The sequence below is a fragment of the Baekduia sp. genome (genome assembly GCF_035996765.1).
In the GTDB taxonomy this organism is placed as follows: domain Bacteria; phylum Actinomycetota; class Thermoleophilia; order Solirubrobacterales; family Solirubrobacteraceae; genus Baekduia.
The window spans coordinates 90,961-104,489 of sequence record NZ_DASYJG010000066.1; the positions used below are offsets into that span (position 1 = coordinate 90,961).

The 13,529-nt window shown below is 69.1% G+C and carries 17 protein-coding genes; 15 read left to right on the forward strand and 2 right to left on the reverse strand.

The features are described 5' to 3' along the window. Positions 1 to 120 precede the first annotated feature (120 nt). Genes VGO10_RS14955 through VGO10_RS14985 form a run of 7 tightly spaced genes read left to right on the forward strand, consistent with a single transcriptional unit; the run spans position 121 to position 5,791 of the window. A complete protein-coding gene (locus VGO10_RS14955; RefSeq protein ID WP_327469712.1) occupies positions 121 to 936 on the forward strand; it encodes a phosphate ABC transporter substrate-binding protein in 816 nt (271 codons plus the stop codon). Continuing rightward, a complete protein-coding gene (gene pstC, locus VGO10_RS14960; RefSeq protein ID WP_327469714.1) occupies positions 936 to 1,922 on the forward strand; it encodes a phosphate ABC transporter permease subunit PstC in 987 nt (328 codons plus the stop codon). The genes VGO10_RS14955 and pstC (VGO10_RS14960) overlap by 1 nt, the downstream gene beginning before the upstream one ends. After that, positions 1,922 to 2,977 carry an ABC transporter permease subunit gene (locus VGO10_RS14965; RefSeq protein ID WP_327469716.1) on the forward strand — a complete coding sequence of 352 codons (1,056 nt, stop codon included), beginning with the start codon at positions 1,922 to 1,924 and terminating at the stop codon, positions 2,975 to 2,977. Before pstC (VGO10_RS14960) ends, VGO10_RS14965 begins: the two co-directional genes overlap by 1 nt. After that, on the forward strand, positions 2,974 to 3,921 hold the full coding sequence (gene pstB, locus VGO10_RS14970) for a phosphate ABC transporter ATP-binding protein PstB (protein ID WP_327469718.1): 948 nt from the start codon (positions 2,974 to 2,976) through the stop codon (positions 3,919 to 3,921). Before VGO10_RS14965 ends, pstB (VGO10_RS14970) begins: the two co-directional genes overlap by 4 nt. Next, complete coding sequence (locus tag VGO10_RS14975) at positions 3,918 to 4,685, forward strand: hypothetical protein (RefSeq protein ID WP_327469720.1); 768 nt, start codon at positions 3,918 to 3,920, stop codon at positions 4,683 to 4,685. The genes pstB (VGO10_RS14970) and VGO10_RS14975 overlap by 4 nt, the downstream gene beginning before the upstream one ends. Beyond that, a complete protein-coding gene (locus tag VGO10_RS14980; protein ID WP_327469722.1) occupies positions 4,682 to 5,353 on the forward strand; it encodes a hypothetical protein in 672 nt (223 codons plus the stop codon). Before VGO10_RS14975 ends, VGO10_RS14980 begins: the two co-directional genes overlap by 4 nt. Positions 5,354 to 5,359: 6 nt before the next feature. Next, positions 5,360 to 5,791, forward strand: a complete 432-nt coding sequence (locus VGO10_RS14985) for a hypothetical protein (RefSeq protein ID WP_327469724.1) — start codon at positions 5,360 to 5,362, stop codon at positions 5,789 to 5,791. A 46-nt stretch (positions 5,792 to 5,837) separates the two neighbouring features. Here the strand turns inward: VGO10_RS14985 and VGO10_RS14990 are convergent, their stop codons facing one another. Both VGO10_RS14990 and VGO10_RS14995 read right to left on the reverse strand, forming a co-directional pair. Then, a complete protein-coding gene (locus VGO10_RS14990) occupies positions 5,838 to 6,326 on the reverse strand; it encodes a CYTH domain-containing protein (protein ID WP_327469726.1) in 489 nt (162 codons plus the stop codon). A gap of 15 nt (positions 6,327 to 6,341) precedes the next feature. After that, positions 6,342 to 6,983, reverse strand: coding sequence for a DUF47 domain-containing protein (locus VGO10_RS14995; protein WP_327469729.1), 642 nt, complete (start codon positions 6,981 to 6,983; stop codon positions 6,342 to 6,344). A 115-nt stretch (positions 6,984 to 7,098) separates the two neighbouring features. On the opposite strand from VGO10_RS14995, the gene VGO10_RS15000 reads away from it, so the two are divergent. The 8 genes from VGO10_RS15000 (at position 7,099) to VGO10_RS15035 (ending at position 13,465) form a co-directional block, all read left to right on the forward strand. Then, entirely contained in the window at positions 7,099 to 7,458 is a 360-nt protein-coding gene (locus VGO10_RS15000) for a response regulator transcription factor (RefSeq protein WP_327469731.1), read from the forward strand. A 58-nt stretch (positions 7,459 to 7,516) separates the two neighbouring features. Beyond that, the gene (gene pstS / locus VGO10_RS15005; RefSeq protein ID WP_327469733.1) at positions 7,517 to 8,626 is read left to right on the forward strand and encodes a phosphate ABC transporter substrate-binding protein PstS; all 1,110 of its coding nucleotides are present in this window, start codon (positions 7,517 to 7,519) and stop codon (positions 8,624 to 8,626) included. Then, the gene (pstC, locus tag VGO10_RS15010; RefSeq protein WP_327469735.1) at positions 8,626 to 9,627 is read left to right on the forward strand and encodes a phosphate ABC transporter permease subunit PstC; all 1,002 of its coding nucleotides are present in this window, start codon (positions 8,626 to 8,628) and stop codon (positions 9,625 to 9,627) included. Before pstS ends, pstC (VGO10_RS15010) begins: the two co-directional genes overlap by 1 nt. A gap of 47 nt (positions 9,628 to 9,674) precedes the next feature. Further along, positions 9,675 to 10,490: a phosphate ABC transporter permease PstA gene (gene pstA / locus VGO10_RS15015; protein WP_327469737.1), complete on the forward strand. Its 816-nt coding sequence runs from the start codon at positions 9,675 to 9,677 to the stop codon at positions 10,488 to 10,490. Continuing rightward, on the forward strand, positions 10,487 to 11,392 hold the full coding sequence (gene pstB / locus VGO10_RS15020; protein WP_327469739.1) for a phosphate ABC transporter ATP-binding protein PstB: 906 nt from the start codon (positions 10,487 to 10,489) through the stop codon (positions 11,390 to 11,392). The genes pstA and pstB (VGO10_RS15020) overlap by 4 nt, the downstream gene beginning before the upstream one ends. Then, on the forward strand, positions 11,392 to 12,084 hold the full coding sequence (gene phoU, locus VGO10_RS15025; RefSeq protein WP_327469741.1) for a phosphate signaling complex protein PhoU: 693 nt from the start codon (positions 11,392 to 11,394) through the stop codon (positions 12,082 to 12,084). Before pstB (VGO10_RS15020) ends, phoU begins: the two co-directional genes overlap by 1 nt. Before the next feature lie 97 nt (positions 12,085 to 12,181). After that, positions 12,182 to 13,039 carry a response regulator transcription factor gene (locus VGO10_RS15030; RefSeq protein WP_327469743.1) on the forward strand — a complete coding sequence of 286 codons (858 nt, stop codon included), beginning with the start codon at positions 12,182 to 12,184 and terminating at the stop codon, positions 13,037 to 13,039. Between the two features lie 66 nt (positions 13,040 to 13,105). Beyond that, on the forward strand, positions 13,106 to 13,465 hold the full coding sequence (locus tag VGO10_RS15035; RefSeq protein WP_327469745.1) for a hypothetical protein: 360 nt from the start codon (positions 13,106 to 13,108) through the stop codon (positions 13,463 to 13,465). Positions 13,466 to 13,529 lie beyond the last annotated feature (64 nt).

The window sequence follows — 13,529 nt, forward strand, 5'->3', positions numbered from 1 at the left end:
ACCAGCGCTTCACACGTCCTGTGTCACGGCCGGTCAGGCTGCCGTCCGCATTCCTCGCCCGGCCTCTGTTTCCGCCACGGACCGGCTGCGGGCCACATCTCGAAAAGGAGTTTCCCGAACATGACGACCCGCCTCCGCCGACTCGGCGTATGCGCGGCATCGGTCGGCGTCCTCGCCGCCGTCGTCCCCGCCGCGGCTCAGGCCACGCCCGTGATCACGATGAGCGGCTCGACGTCCGTCGCCCCGCTTGCCACGCTGCTGGCCAAGGCCTACGTGAAGTCCCATCCCGGCAAGGTGAAGTTCAAGCTCGCCCAGGGTGGCTCGGATGTGGGCGTGGCCGACGTCGCCGCCGGTCGTGTGACCATCGGCAACTCGTCCCGCGATCCCAAGTCCAGTGATCCGGGCGGCATCTTCTTCAACAAGATCGCGCGTGACGCGATCTGCCTCGCCACCAACCCCAAGAACCCGCTGGCGAACCTGTCGCAGGACACGATCCAGGCGATCTTCTCCGGCGACATCCGCGACTGGAGCCAGGTCCCCGGCGCCACCGCGACAGGCACGATCGACCTCGTCGGCCGCACCGCTGCCTCCGGTACGCAGGATGCGTTCCAGAAGATCTTCATGGGCACCAAGACGGTGACCTCGTCGATCGCGGCCAAGGCCTCCAACGGCCTCGTCCAGCAGGCGGTCCAGTCTGACCCGAACGCCATCGGCTACGTGTCGCTGGACTTCGTCGCCGGCACCAACGCTGCCGGCTACAACGGCGTCGCCTGCAACCTGCGCAACGCCAAGTCCGGTGAGTACGGCGGCGTCCGCAACTTCTGGATGGTCACCCGCGGGCGCGCCACTGGCGTCGTCTCGGCCTTCATCTCCTGGGTGCAGAACAACGCCAAGGCCCAGGCGATCGTCGGCAAGCACTGGGTGCCGCTGAAGTAATGCTCCAACGGCTGCGACAGCCGTGGTCGGACCAGCGCGCCGAGCTCACGCTCGGCGCGCTGGCTTGTGCCGTGCTGCTGGTCATCGTCCTCATGGTCATCTTCGTCGCCAACGAGGCGTGGCCCACGTTCCAACATAATGGCCTTCGCTGGCTGTTTCCCGGCGGCAACGTCGATGAGCAGATTGGCACGATGGTCAACGCCGGTGCCAAGCCGCCCGCCGCCGATTACCACCTGCGCGCGTGGCCGCTGGTCTGGGGAACGATCCTGACGACCGGCCTGGCCGTCTTCTTCGGCCTGATCTTCGCGCTGCTGGCCTCCATCTTCATCGTCGAGTTCGCGCCCGACCGGCTGCGCGCGATCATCGTCCCGGTCGTCCGGCTGCTCGCCGCGGTGCCGTCGGTGATCTACGGTCTGATCGGGATCCTCGTGTTGGTGCCCTTCGTGGGCAACCACATCATCTCGGCGCACGACAAGAAGTCCGTCGAGTTCATCGTCCAGCTCAGCGGCGCGAGCCTGCTGGTCGCGGTCGTGATCCTCACCGTGATGATCGTCCCGATCATGATCGCCATCTGCGTCGACGCGCTCTACGCCGTCCCGCGCGGGTGGAAGGAGGGCGCCGTCGCTCTCGGCGTCAACCGCTGGCGCGCGATGTGGACGGTCAGCGTCCGTGCCGCGCGGCCGGCGATCATCGCCGCCGCGGTGCTGGCCTGCGCCCGTGCGCTGGGCGAGGCCATCATGTTGTCGATGGTCTCGGGCTCGGTGGGCTTTGCCCCGAACCCGTTCGACGGCCCGCGCCTCTTCCTGCTGGAGCCGTTGCGGCCGCTCGCCTCCACGATCGTGGAGGACTCGGAGTCGCTGCAGGCGCCCGCGGTCCGCTCCACGGTGTACGCCTTCGCCTTGTTGTTGCTCTTCTCGAGCCTCTTCCTCTCGCTGGCCGGCTTCCTGGCCAAGCAGCCCATGAAGAAGCACGGGGTCCGCATCTGATGGCCGTCACCAACCCCCGCACGCTCGACGACCTGCCGCACGGCGGCTTTGGCGTCGGCACGAGCGGGTCGGGCTCCGGCGCCGGCGGCCGGCCGCGCAAGCGGCCCAAGGCGCAGTCGATGGCCACCTGGCGCTGGAGCGACCGCATCGCCTACGTCATGTGCTGGGCCGCCGGCCTGGCGCTGTGCGTCATCGCCGCGCTGATCATGGGGTACATGGCGGTGCGCGGCGTGCAGTACCTCAAGCCGAGCCTGCTCTGGTCGCAGCCCAGCGGCGAGGTCGATCAGTCCGCCTCGGGCGGCTTCCTGGATCCGATCATCGGCACGATCCTGCTGACGATCATCGGCATCGCGATCGCCACGCCGATCGCCGTCGCCGCCGCGATCTGGGTCGTGGAGTACGGCCGCCCGAGCGGCCTCGCGCGGATGGTGGAGTCCGGCATCGAAGTCGTCGCCGGCACGCCCGACATCGTGCTGGCGATCTTCGGCCTCGCGCTCTTCCAGCACGGCCTGTTCGGCTGGATGTCGTTCACCGCCGAGGGCGGCGCGGTCTTCGGCCGCTCGTTCCTGACGGCCGGCGCGATGATGTCGCTGATCGCGCTGCCCATGGTCTTCGGCGCCACGCGCGAGGGCCTGCAGTCGATCCCCCGCCACGTGCGCGAGGCCTCCTACGGCCTGGGCAAGACCAAGATCGCGACGATCCGTCGCGTGCTCCTGCCGGCCGTGCGCCCGAACATCTCGACCGGCGCGGCGCTCGGCATGGGCCGCATCGCCGGTGACACGGCCATCGTGGTCATCCTGCTCGGCGCGACCTTGCGCCTGGAGAAGGAGGGCGCGATCCCCGGCGTCGACGTGCTCAAGGGCACGGGCTCGACGCTGACCAGCTACGTGTACAACAACTCGCCGGCCGGCGAGGGCAACGCGCCGGAGAAGGCCTATGCCGCGGCGTTCGTCCTGCTGCTGCTGGTCGTGGCGCTCAACTTCGCCGTCGACCTCATCGCCAGTCGCGGCGCGAAGACCGGGCTTGAGGGCACCCGCCTAGGAGCAGGACGATGATCACCGATCAGGAGACCACGGACGTGTCGACCCCCACCAGCACCCGGCCCGACGACGCGGCGGGTCCGCCGCCGCCGATCCGCAAGATCATGCTGGATGCGCCGCCGACCGTCGCGCCCGCGGCCGTCGTGCCGGCCGCTGGCCACGCCGCCACCAGCGGCGCTGCGCGCCACCAGCGTGGTGAGGCCGGGCCGGAGCGCATGTCACTCCAGGCGTTGTCGGTGTTCTACGGCGACAACGAGGCCGTCAAGCAGGTCTCGCTGTCGATCCGCCTCGGCGAAGTACTCGCGCTCATCGGCCCGTCGGGTTGCGGCAAGACCACGCTGTTGCGGACGTTGAACCGCCTCACCGAGCTGACGCCCGGGGCATCGCGCGCCGGCACGATCCTGCTCGACGGCGCCGACGTCGACGACCTCGAGGTCACGACGCTGCGCCGCCGCGTGTCGATGGTCTTCCAGCAGCCCAACCCGTTCCCGATGTCGATCTTCGACAACGTGGCCTACGCGCTGCGCGAGCAGTCGCGCAAGCGGCCGGGCCGGTCGGTCGTCGAGCCGCTGGTGCAGGACGCGCTGCTGCGCGCAGGGCTGTGGGACGAGGTCAAGGACAAGCTCGACGCACCCGCGCTGCGCCTGTCCGGCGGCCAGCAGCAGCGGCTCTGCATCGCCCGCGCGATTGCGACGCGCCCCGAGGTCCTGCTGATGGACGAGCCGTGCTCGGCGCTGGACCCGCGCTCGACGTCGGTCATCGAGCAGCTCATCGGCGAGCTGCGCACCGACCTCGCGATCGTGATCGTCACCCACAACATGCAGCAGGCCCGTCGCGTCGGCGACAAGGTCGCGTTCATGTACCTGGGCGACCTGGTCGAGTACGGCCCGCCTGAGCAGATCTTCGACGCGCCGCAAGCGCAGCGCACGCGCGATTACGTGCGCGGGGCGTTCGGGTGAGACCGAAGCCCGGTCTCGTCGCCCTGGCCGCGGGTGTGGGTGGGTCCGTATTCCTCGGTGGCTGCCTCGGCGTCGAGACGACGCCCGAGAAGAGCGCCGCGAAGGCCAAGACGGCGACCAACGGCATCGCCAACCAGAAGGGCCTGACGATCGGCAAGCTCAACGCCGCGATCAAGGTGGAGGACGCGACGATCGTGCAGGACGCCAACGGCGTCGCCGCGGTCGTGCGGGTCAAGAACATCGGGTCGACGCAGGTGGCGCTGCCCGTGGCGATCACGGTCTCCGACGCCAAGGGCAAGAAGCTGTACGCCAACGACACGCCCGGCCTGGACGCGTCGCTGACCTCGCTGCCGGTGCTCGGCGCCGGCCAGGAGGCCGACTGGGTCAACAATCAGATCTTGGTGGCCGGGAAGGCGAGCAAGGTCGCCGCCCAGATCGGCGCTGCCAAGGGCAAGGCGGGTGCCGGTGCGCTGCCGAAGATCGTGTTGTCCAACATCAAGGCCGGCCGCGACGAGGACGGCAACTACGCCAAGGGCATCGTCGCCAACGAGTCCGCCATCGCGCAGAAGCGCCTGGTCGTCTCGTGCGTTGCGCGCGACGGCGCCAAGGTCCTGGCCGCCGGCCGCGCGGTCGTCGATCGCCTCGCGCCGGCTGCCGACTCCAAGAAGCCCACCACCTTCACCGTGTTCTTCATCGGCGATCCGAAACAGGCGCAGCTTGCCTGCACGGCACCCCCGACCGTCCTCTCAGGAGGGACGAAGTGACCGACATCAACCGCCCGCTGCTGGGCGAGCCCAACGCGCCGTGCCGCACCTGCGGCTCACCGCTGGCCGCCGACCAGCGCTACTGCCTGCAGTGCGGGGCGCGCCGCGCCGAGGCGCGCCTGCCGTTCTTGGACATCTTGGCCCGGCAGGTCCCGCAGGGCGCCGGCGCGGCCGTCGCGACCGGCCCGGCGGCCGCACCGCCTCCGGGTATCTGGTTCGGCCGCATGAGTACGAACGCCGCCGCGGTGGCCGGCGTGGCCTGCCTGCTGCTGGCGCTCGGCGTCGGCGTGCTGATCGGCGGCCTCGGCCAGAACGACTCATCTGCCAACGCGACGCCGCAGGTCATCAGCGTCGGCAGCGCCGCACCGGCGCCTGCGGCTGCCGTGGCGAGCACCGCCGCTCCGGCCGCCACCGAGACGACAGACGGCGTCACGACGACGACCAAGGACATCACCAAGTCCAAGTCCTCCAAGAAGGACACGTCGTCATCGTCGAGCAGCTCGAAGGCCACCAACAACACGGTCAAGAAGCTCGACAGCAGCGCCGGCGGCGACTACTCCAAGAAGTCGGAGAAGCTGCCCAAGACCCTCGGCACCGGCGGCAAGGCGCCGCCGGTCGACAAGAGCACCCCCGCCGGCGGCGGCAGCGACGTGGAAAGCATCGGATAGGACGACATGAGCACCACACCCGACATCCACGCCGAGCTGCTGCGCCGGCGCGACGAGCTGGCCGAGAAGGTCGCGACCCTGCACTGGGATCTCGGCGGGTTGACCTATGAGATGGCGATCCGCGACCACTTCCGCCTCGACGTCCTCGTGCGCAAGGCCGCCGAGCTGCAGGACGCCGACGCCGAGCTGGGCGAGGTCGAGCGCCTCGTCGCCGATGCGAAGGACGGCGTCGGCGGCCAGTGCCGTGCCTGCGGCGCACCGCACAGCCGCGGCGCCGCCTACTGCTGGCGCTGCGGCCAGCCGCTGATGCTCCAAGCGCAGTCGACGCTCGTCGGTGCCGCCGTCGTCGTCCCGCCGGCAGAGCCGGCGGTCAGCACACCGCCGCCCACGCGCGCGCTGAGCGACCAGACCACCGTCCCACACGACCTCTCGTCGTAACCCTGCCGGGGCCATCGAGGGACGACTGATGGTCGCCCAGCGACCATCAGTCGTCCCTCGACGCGCTCCGCGGCGCGCCGTGGACCGCGAGCGTCTGGTTGGCGTAGGCCTTGTCGCCGGTGACGTCGCGGCCTGCCCACGGTGGGGGCGTCCAGGCGCGCGCGTCCTCTTCGGACGCGAACTCGACCTCCAGCGTCACGAGCCCCGCGAGCGCGCCCTCGTAGACGTCCAGCTCGAAGGTCATACCCGGCGCGTCCTCGCGCGTGTGGCGGACCTTGACCACGCGTCGGCCCTCGGTCAGCGGCCAGAGCCGCTCGAACGCATCGGCGTCCAGCACCAGCTCCTCTTCCACCCGCGACAGGCTCGGCGCCGACTTCACGGTTAGCCAAGCGTCGTTGTCGTCCGCGCGCCGGATCCGGATCTCAGCCTCGTCGGTGATCGCGAGGTAGCCCTGCTCCAGGCGCCGCGCGCGCCACGCGTCGAGATCGTCCGGCAGCTCATCCACCAGGAGCTTGCGTTCAATCTCCTGCGCCATGCGACGCAGTCTCTCCTACCGGCGCTTGTTGCGCCGCTTGAGCGAGATGCCCTCGAGCACGTGGGCGACCTTCTCGCACGCGTCGACGCTCTGCTCGAGCGTCTCGAAGATGTCCTTCCAGCGGATCACGACCATCGGGTCGATGCCGTTGGCAAAGAGCGAGGCGACCGCGTCGCGGCTCAGCCGGTCGCCCTCGTTCTCCAGCCGGTGGATCTCTACGAGGTGGGGCGCGAGCTCGGCGCCCGAGCGCAGGCAGCGCAGCGCCTGGGCGACCTGCTCGCCGGCCCCGACGAGCACGTCGGCGATCAGCGTCGCCTGCTCCATCGGCGCCTCGACGGCGTAGAGCGCCAACTCGTCGGCGGCCTGCTCGGCGTAGTCGACGATGTCGTCCAGCGTCGTCGCCAGGACATGGCCGTCGGCCGGATCCATCGGCGGTCGACCATTCCGGGGTGGGCGGGCCCGATTTAGGCGATGGATGATGTCGTGGGTAATGCGGTCGCCCTCCTGCTCGCTGAGGAGCAGGTCGCGAGACAGATCGGCGCGCTCGGGATACTCGGCGATCAGGTCGCGCAGCAGCAGCGTCGCGCGCTGCACGTTGCGGCCGGACTCCTCGAACAGGTCGAGGACCCCGGTGTCAGTCGATCGAAACAGCGCCATCCCCACCTGACCTTAACTCCGTTCGGGCCCGGCCTCGCGGACTTTCACAGGTCGTTCACAAGGGGTTCACCGGACGGTCACGGTACGCGTCGCGTCGCGCGGGAGTCTGCCCGGGATGGAGGCTGCGCAGACAAGCGACGTGCTGTACGCGGGCGAGTTGGAGATCCGCCCCGGCGACGGGCTGGTGCTCGCTGCCGGTCGCGCCCTGACGTTGTCGGTCCGGGAGTTCGGACTCCTCGTCGCCCTGGTGCAACGCGCCGGCAGGATCGTCTCCCGTGGCGAGCTGTACACGTTGGTGTGGGGGAGCGAGCTGCGAGACGGCGATCGCTCGATCGACGTCTACGTGCACAAGCTGCGCGTGAAGCTCGAGACCGCGCTTCCGGCGTGGGCGTTCATCCACACCCATGTGGGCTTCGGCTATCGATTCTCTCCCGAGGCTTCACACGTCTTTCACAACTCGACCACATCGCGATAACAGGATGTGGTCGTTGCCGCGTCAGCCTGCCGCGCGACAACAAGATCAAGGAGTGCACGTGAATCCCCGAATCCCCCTCGCCGCCCTCGCGGCCTGTGTCCTGGCCAGTGGCGTCGCCGCCTGTGGCAGCGATGACAACAGCTCGGACGCCGCGACCAACTCCTCCGCCGCGGGCGGTGGCTCCTCGGTCACGGCCACGCTCAACGGCGCGGGCTCGACCTTCGCGGCCCCCATCTACCAGCAGGTCGGCGCCGACCTCAAGGGCAAGGGCCTGACGATCAACTACCAGGGCGTCGGCTCGGGTGCCGGCGTCTCGCAGTTCGCTGCTGGCACCGTCGACTTCGCCGGCTCGGACCCCGCGCTGGCCGACGAGGACAAGGCGACGATCAAGAAGGGCGATCCGATCCAGATCCCGTTCGCGCTCGGCGCGATCACGGCCTCCTACAACCTGAGCGGCGTCAAGTCGGGCCTCAAGCTCGACGGCGCGACGCTGGCCAAGATCTACCTCGGCAAGATCACCTCCTGGGACGACGCGGCGATCAAGGCGCAGAACCCCGGGCTGACGATCCCGTCGACGAAGATCACGGTCGTCCACCGCTCCGACTCGTCGGGCACGACCAAGGGCTTCACGCAGTTCCTGGCCAACTACTCGCCGGAGTGGAAGAGCGGCCCGGGCGTCGACAAGGACATCAAGTGGCCGGTCGGCACCGGCGCCAAGGGCAACGACGGCGTCGCCGCCGCGGTCAAGCAGACCGACGGCGCGATCGGCTACGTCGAGCAGGCCTACGCGCTGCAGAACGGCTTCACGTTCGCCGACGTCAAGAACAAGAGCGGCAAGTACATCGCCCCGACGCTGGAGTCGACCTCGGCCGCCGCCGAGGGTCTCACCGTCCCGGCTGACCTCGGCGTCTCGACGATCGACGCGGCCAATGCCGCCGCCTACCCGATCGTCTCCCAGACGTTCGCCATCACCTACGCCGACCCGTGCAAGGCCGGCATGGACAAGAACAAGGCCACCGGCCTGAAGACGTTCTTCGCCTACCTGCTCGGTGCGGGCCAGGACACCATCAAGAAGCTGTCCTACGCCCCGATCCCCGATGCCCTGAAGGCCAAGGACCAGGCCGTGGTCGACGCGATGCAGTGCAATGGCGTTGCGATCGGGAGCTGATGGCCACCACGTCACCTGACGTCCGCCGCGGCGGCCGCTCCATCTTGGAGCGGTCGCCGTCGGCGCGTCGCGCGGACCCGCTCTTCCGCGCGATCCTGATCGGCCTCGCCGGGCTCATCCTGGCGCTGATCGCGTTCTTCTTCGTCTTCCTCATCAACAAGGCGCAGCCGGCGCTCAGCCACCAGGGCGTCTTCTCGTTCCTGTTCACCAACGACTGGAACCCGTCCAAGGCGATCTACGGCGCCTGGCCGCTCGTCGTCGGGACGCTCATCACCGCCGCCATCGCGCTGGTCATCGGCGTGCCGGTCGCGGTCGCCACCGCGCTCTACATCACCGAGCTCGCCCCGCGCCGCGTGCGCGGCCCGCTCGTGATCCTCGTCGAGCTGCTCGCCGCGGTCCCGTCGGTCGTCTACGGCCTGTGGGGCATCTTCGTGCTGATCCCCAAGCTCCGGCCGGCCGAGCAGTGGTTCTCCGACACGTTCGCCTTCCTGCCGTTCGTCGGCGGCAACGTCGCGGGCCCCAACTACTTCATCGCCGGGCTGATCCTGGCGATCATGATCCTGCCGATCGTCTCGGCGATCTCCCGCGAGGTCATCTCCACGGTCCCGCCGGACCTGAAGGAGGCGTCGCTCGCGCTCGGCGCGACGCGCTGGGAGATGATCAGGATGGCCGTGCTGCCGTACTCGCGCTCGGGCATCACCGGCGCCGCGATGCTCGGCCTCGGCCGTGCGATCGGCGAGACGATCGCGGTGACGCTGGTCATCGGCAACTCGCCCACGATCGGCAAGCAGATCTTCGACCAGGGCTACACGCTGGCCGCGGTGATCGCCAACGAGTTCGGCGAGGCGGCCAACGACAAGGTCCACGCCGGCGCGCTGATCGCCGCGGGCCTGGTGCTGTTCATCCTCACGTTGCTCATCAACGCGTTGGCGCGCGGCCTCGTCCGCAGGGCTGAAAACAAGGGGACCAAGGTGAAGGCAGTTCCTGGTGGTGTCGCATGACCGCGCTCGGCCAGCTGACCCCGCGCCGCCGTGCTACCGATCAGGTGATGCGCGGCGTGCTCGCGCTCGGCACCCTCATCGCCTTGATCCCGCTCGTCGCCGTCATCTACTACCTGCTGAGCAAGGGGCTCGGCGCGTGGTCGTTCGACTTCTTCACCAAGGACCCGACCGGCAACTTCCTTGGCGACCAGGGCGGCGTCAAGAGCGCGCTGCTGGGCACGATCGAGATGGTGGCCTTGGCCTCGGCGATCGCGATCCCGTTCGGCTGGGGCGTCGCGCTCTACCTGGTGGAGTACGGTCGCGCCGGCCGCTTCGCCTCGACGGTCCGCTACTTCGTCGACGTGATGACCGGCGTGCCGTCGATCGTGTTCGGCCTCTTCATTTACGTGACGCTGGTGCTCGGTGGCTGGGGCGGAAGCTCGTTTGCCGGTTGGAAGGGCTCGGTCGCCCTCGGGCTGCTGATGCTCCCGGTCGTGACGCGCTCGGCCGAGGTTGTGCTGCTGTTGGTGCCCGACGGCCTGCGCGAGGCGGCGCTGGCGCTGGGCACCCCGCGCTGGCGCGTGACGATGCGCGTCGTGCTGCCGACGGCGCTGCCGGGGCTGATCACCGGCTCGCTGCTGGCCGTCGCCCGCGCCGCCGGCGAGACCGCACCGCTGCTCTTCACCGCGACGATCGTCAACGGCACCACCTTCAACCTCGGGGAGCGGATGAACTCGCTGCCCGTGCAGATCTACACGGACGTCGGGTCGCCCAACGACGCCCTCGTGCAACGCGCCTGGGGTTCCGCGCTCGCGCTCGTGACCCTCATCCTCCTCACCACACTCGTCGCGCGACTCGCCTCGCGCAGGAGCCGACTCTCGTGACCGACCCGGACACCAAGACCATGACGGACGATCCGCGCACGACCCCGAACTCCGGCGATGCGAATGCACCCGCTCCACGTGCTCCGCTGCCCACCCGCTCCGCGGTCTCGGGCGCCGGCGCGGCCGACGAGCGCGAGGTGCTGCAGGCCGCACCCGGCATCTCGGTGACGGCCTTGGACGCCTTCTACGGCGGCGGCCACGCGATCAAGGACGTGTCCATCGACTACGTCCCCAACAAGGTCACGGCGATGATCGGGCCGTCGGGCTCGGGCAAGTCCACCGTGTTGCGCTGTCTCAACCGCATGCACGAGGAGATCCCGGGCGCGCGGGCGACCGGCTCGGTCCTGCTCGACAGCGACGACATCTACGGCTCGTCGGTCGACGTCGTCGCGGTGCGCCGTGCGATCGGCATGGTCTTCCAGAAGCCCAACCCGTTCCCCACCATGTCGATCTTCGACAACGTGGCGGCGGGGTTGAAGCTCAACGGCATCAAGGGCATTGACTTGAAGGAGCGCGTGGAGCAGTCGCTGCGTGGCGCCTCGCTGTGGGAAGAGGTCAAGGATCGCTTGAACCAGCCCGGCATCGGCTTGAGCGGTGGTCAGCAGCAGCGGCTCTGCATCGCACGCACGATCGCGGTCGAGCCGCAGGTGATCCTGATGGACGAGCCGTGCTCGGCGCTGGACCCGATCGCCACGCTGAAGATCGAGGAGCTGATCTCCGATCTCAAGCAACGCTTCACGATCGTCATCGTCACGCACAACATGCAGCAGGCCGCGCGCGTGGCCGACACGACGGCGTTCTTCCTCGCCGGCGAGCTGATCGAGCACGCGCCGACCTCCGACGTCTTCACCAACCCTTCCGACAGCCGTACGGAGGAGTACGTCACCGGGAAGTTCGGCTGATGGCCGAACGTACGCGGGCCCACTTCTCCGAGGAGCTGCGGCGCGTCGAGGAGCAGGGCCTCGGTGGCCTCGACCTCGTCGTCACGCAACTCGATCGCGTGATGGAGGCGCTTGAGCACCAGGACGTCGAGCTGGCGGCGATGGTCATCGGCAACGACGACCTCATCGACGGGCGGTATCTCGAGGTGCATCAAGGGTTGTTGTCGTTGTTCGCGCTGCAGGCGCCGGTGGCCGGTGACCTGCGGATCGTCGCGGCCATGTTGCACGTGATGAAGAACATCGAGCGCATGGGCGACCAGTGCGTGAACATCGCCAAGACGATCCCACTGACGGGCCATGAGCCGCCGGTCCGCGAGGAGGTCCTGGAGCGCATCCTGCGCATGGGGCGCGCGGCGCGGACCGAGGTCACGCAGGCCAAGACGGCGTTCGCGACGCGCGACGTTGCGCTGGCTGAGGACCTGGTGCGTCAAGACCAGTGCATCAACCTGCTCAACCGCGAGATCTTCCAGCTGGCGATCGACGTCGGGACCGATCCCGACACGCGCGAGTGGGCCATGCACATGGTCATGGTGTCGCGGGCGATCGAGCGCATCGGCGACAACGCGGTCGACGTCGGCGAGCAGACGGCGTTCGTCGTCACGGGGCTGTTTCGCGAGTTTTCGGACTCGTCGCACCCCGTGCCGCGCATTTGACCCGCTCTGTGCGGATTTCCAGTTGTAAAGATGTGGTGACCGTCGACGGGTTTTCTGGGTCTTACGTCGAGCAGTCTGCGTAGACTGCCGTTTCGAGATGACCACGGAACGCGGTACGTCGGCGCAGCCCTTGCGGCTCGCCGTGATCGACACTGATTCGGGGTTCCTCCAGGTGCTGGACAAGCGTCTGGAGCGGCTCGGTTGGGAGCACCGGACCTTGGCGTCCGCGGTGCCGGTCGAGACGATCGTCGCCATGCGGCTGAGCGCCTTGGTCGTTGACCTGGCGATTCTCGGCCCGTCGGGCTGGGACTACCTGCATCGCGTCTGCTCGGAGCTGCCGGGCCTTGGCGTCGTGGTCTGCACTGGCCAGTCGACCGTGGCCCAGCGCGTGCGCGGGCTGCGGTTGGGCGCCGACGACTGGCTGACCAAGCCGTGTCACCCCGAGGAGCTCATCGCTCGCGTCGAGGCCGTCGTGCGTCGCCGCCGCCGGTCTGACGCGCGCGCCGAGCGCGGTCCGGTCGCCGCGGGTGACCTGGAGATCCGGTCGGATCGCTTCCAGGCGTTTGTCGATCGGCGCTCGGTCGATCTGACCCGTCGGGAGTTCGAGTTGATCGAGCTGCTTGCCGGATCTGAAGGCCGCGTCCTGGAGCGCGAGGAGATCTACCAGCGGGTGTGGGGCTACGCGATGGCGCGCGGCGACCGCTCCGTGGACGTCTTCGTGCGCAAGCTGCGCCAGAAGCTGGAGAAGGCGTCGCCGGACTGGCGCTACATCCACACGCACTTCGGCGTCGGGTACCGCTTCGCGGCCGAGCCGGTTGACGGCAGCGAGCCGGCCGAGCGCCTGGCTGAGGCTGCGGTGGCTGAGCCGGCCGATGGGCCGGCGCCGGCGACCTTGCGTCAGGGGGACGAGGCCGACATGGACCTCGCCGCCGAGCTGCGCGCGCTGAGCTCTTAGCGCGCGGACGTCGGCCAGGGCCCGCCCCGGCGTGCTGGTGGTGCCGGTAGTACCCTTGGCGGGGCCTTGAACAAGACCGCTCGTAACGTCCTGATCGTGGTGGCGGTTGCCGCCGCTGTCGCGTTCCTCCCGGGTGGGGGAGCGACGGCCGGCCTGATCTGGGCGCTGCTCGGGATTGCGCTGTCGGTGACGTTCGTGTTGCTCGGCGTGCGCTTCTACCGCGAGAACCGCGTGGCGATCTTCTCGCTGGGCGATCAGCATCGGGCGCTGGCCTATGGGTCGATCGCGGCGATCGTCGTGGTCCTCGCGGGTCGGGTGAAGCTGACCCAGACGGGTTTGGGCTCGCTGGTCTTGGTGGTGCTGATCGCGGGCGCGTTGGGCGCGGCCTACGCGGTCTTCAAGCACTACCGCGAGTACGGCTACTGAGCCTTCGCTGATTCGTCACATTCCCGCGTAGAGCCGTCACCGGTGCGGCGGCAATCTGGCCGCC

Coding starts and splice junctions, on each gene's coding strand:
- VGO10_RS14955 (WP_327469712.1), top strand. CDS start 121: ATGACGACCCGCCTCCGCCGACTCGGCGTATGCGCGGCATCGGTCGGC.
- pstC (WP_327469714.1), top strand. CDS start 936: ATGCTCCAACGGCTGCGACAGCCGTGGTCGGACCAGCGCGCCGAGCTC.
- VGO10_RS14965 (WP_327469716.1), top strand. CDS start 1,922: ATGGCCGTCACCAACCCCCGCACGCTCGACGACCTGCCGCACGGCGGC.
- pstB (WP_327469718.1), top strand. CDS start 2,974: ATGATCACCGATCAGGAGACCACGGACGTGTCGACCCCCACCAGCACC.
- VGO10_RS14985 (WP_327469724.1), top strand. CDS start 5,360: ATGAGCACCACACCCGACATCCACGCCGAGCTGCTGCGCCGGCGCGAC.
- VGO10_RS14990 (WP_327469726.1), bottom strand. CDS start 6,326: ATGGCGCAGGAGATTGAACGCAAGCTCCTGGTGGATGAGCTGCCGGAC.
- VGO10_RS14995 (WP_327469729.1), bottom strand. CDS start 6,983: ATGGCGCTGTTTCGATCGACTGACACCGGGGTCCTCGACCTGTTCGAG.
- VGO10_RS15000 (WP_327469731.1), top strand. CDS start 7,099: ATGGAGGCTGCGCAGACAAGCGACGTGCTGTACGCGGGCGAGTTGGAG.
- pstC (WP_327469735.1), top strand. CDS start 8,626: ATGGCCACCACGTCACCTGACGTCCGCCGCGGCGGCCGCTCCATCTTG.
- pstA (WP_327469737.1), top strand. CDS start 9,675: ATGCGCGGCGTGCTCGCGCTCGGCACCCTCATCGCCTTGATCCCGCTC.
- phoU (WP_327469741.1), top strand. CDS start 11,392: ATGGCCGAACGTACGCGGGCCCACTTCTCCGAGGAGCTGCGGCGCGTC.
- VGO10_RS15030 (WP_327469743.1), top strand. CDS start 12,182: ATGACCACGGAACGCGGTACGTCGGCGCAGCCCTTGCGGCTCGCCGTG.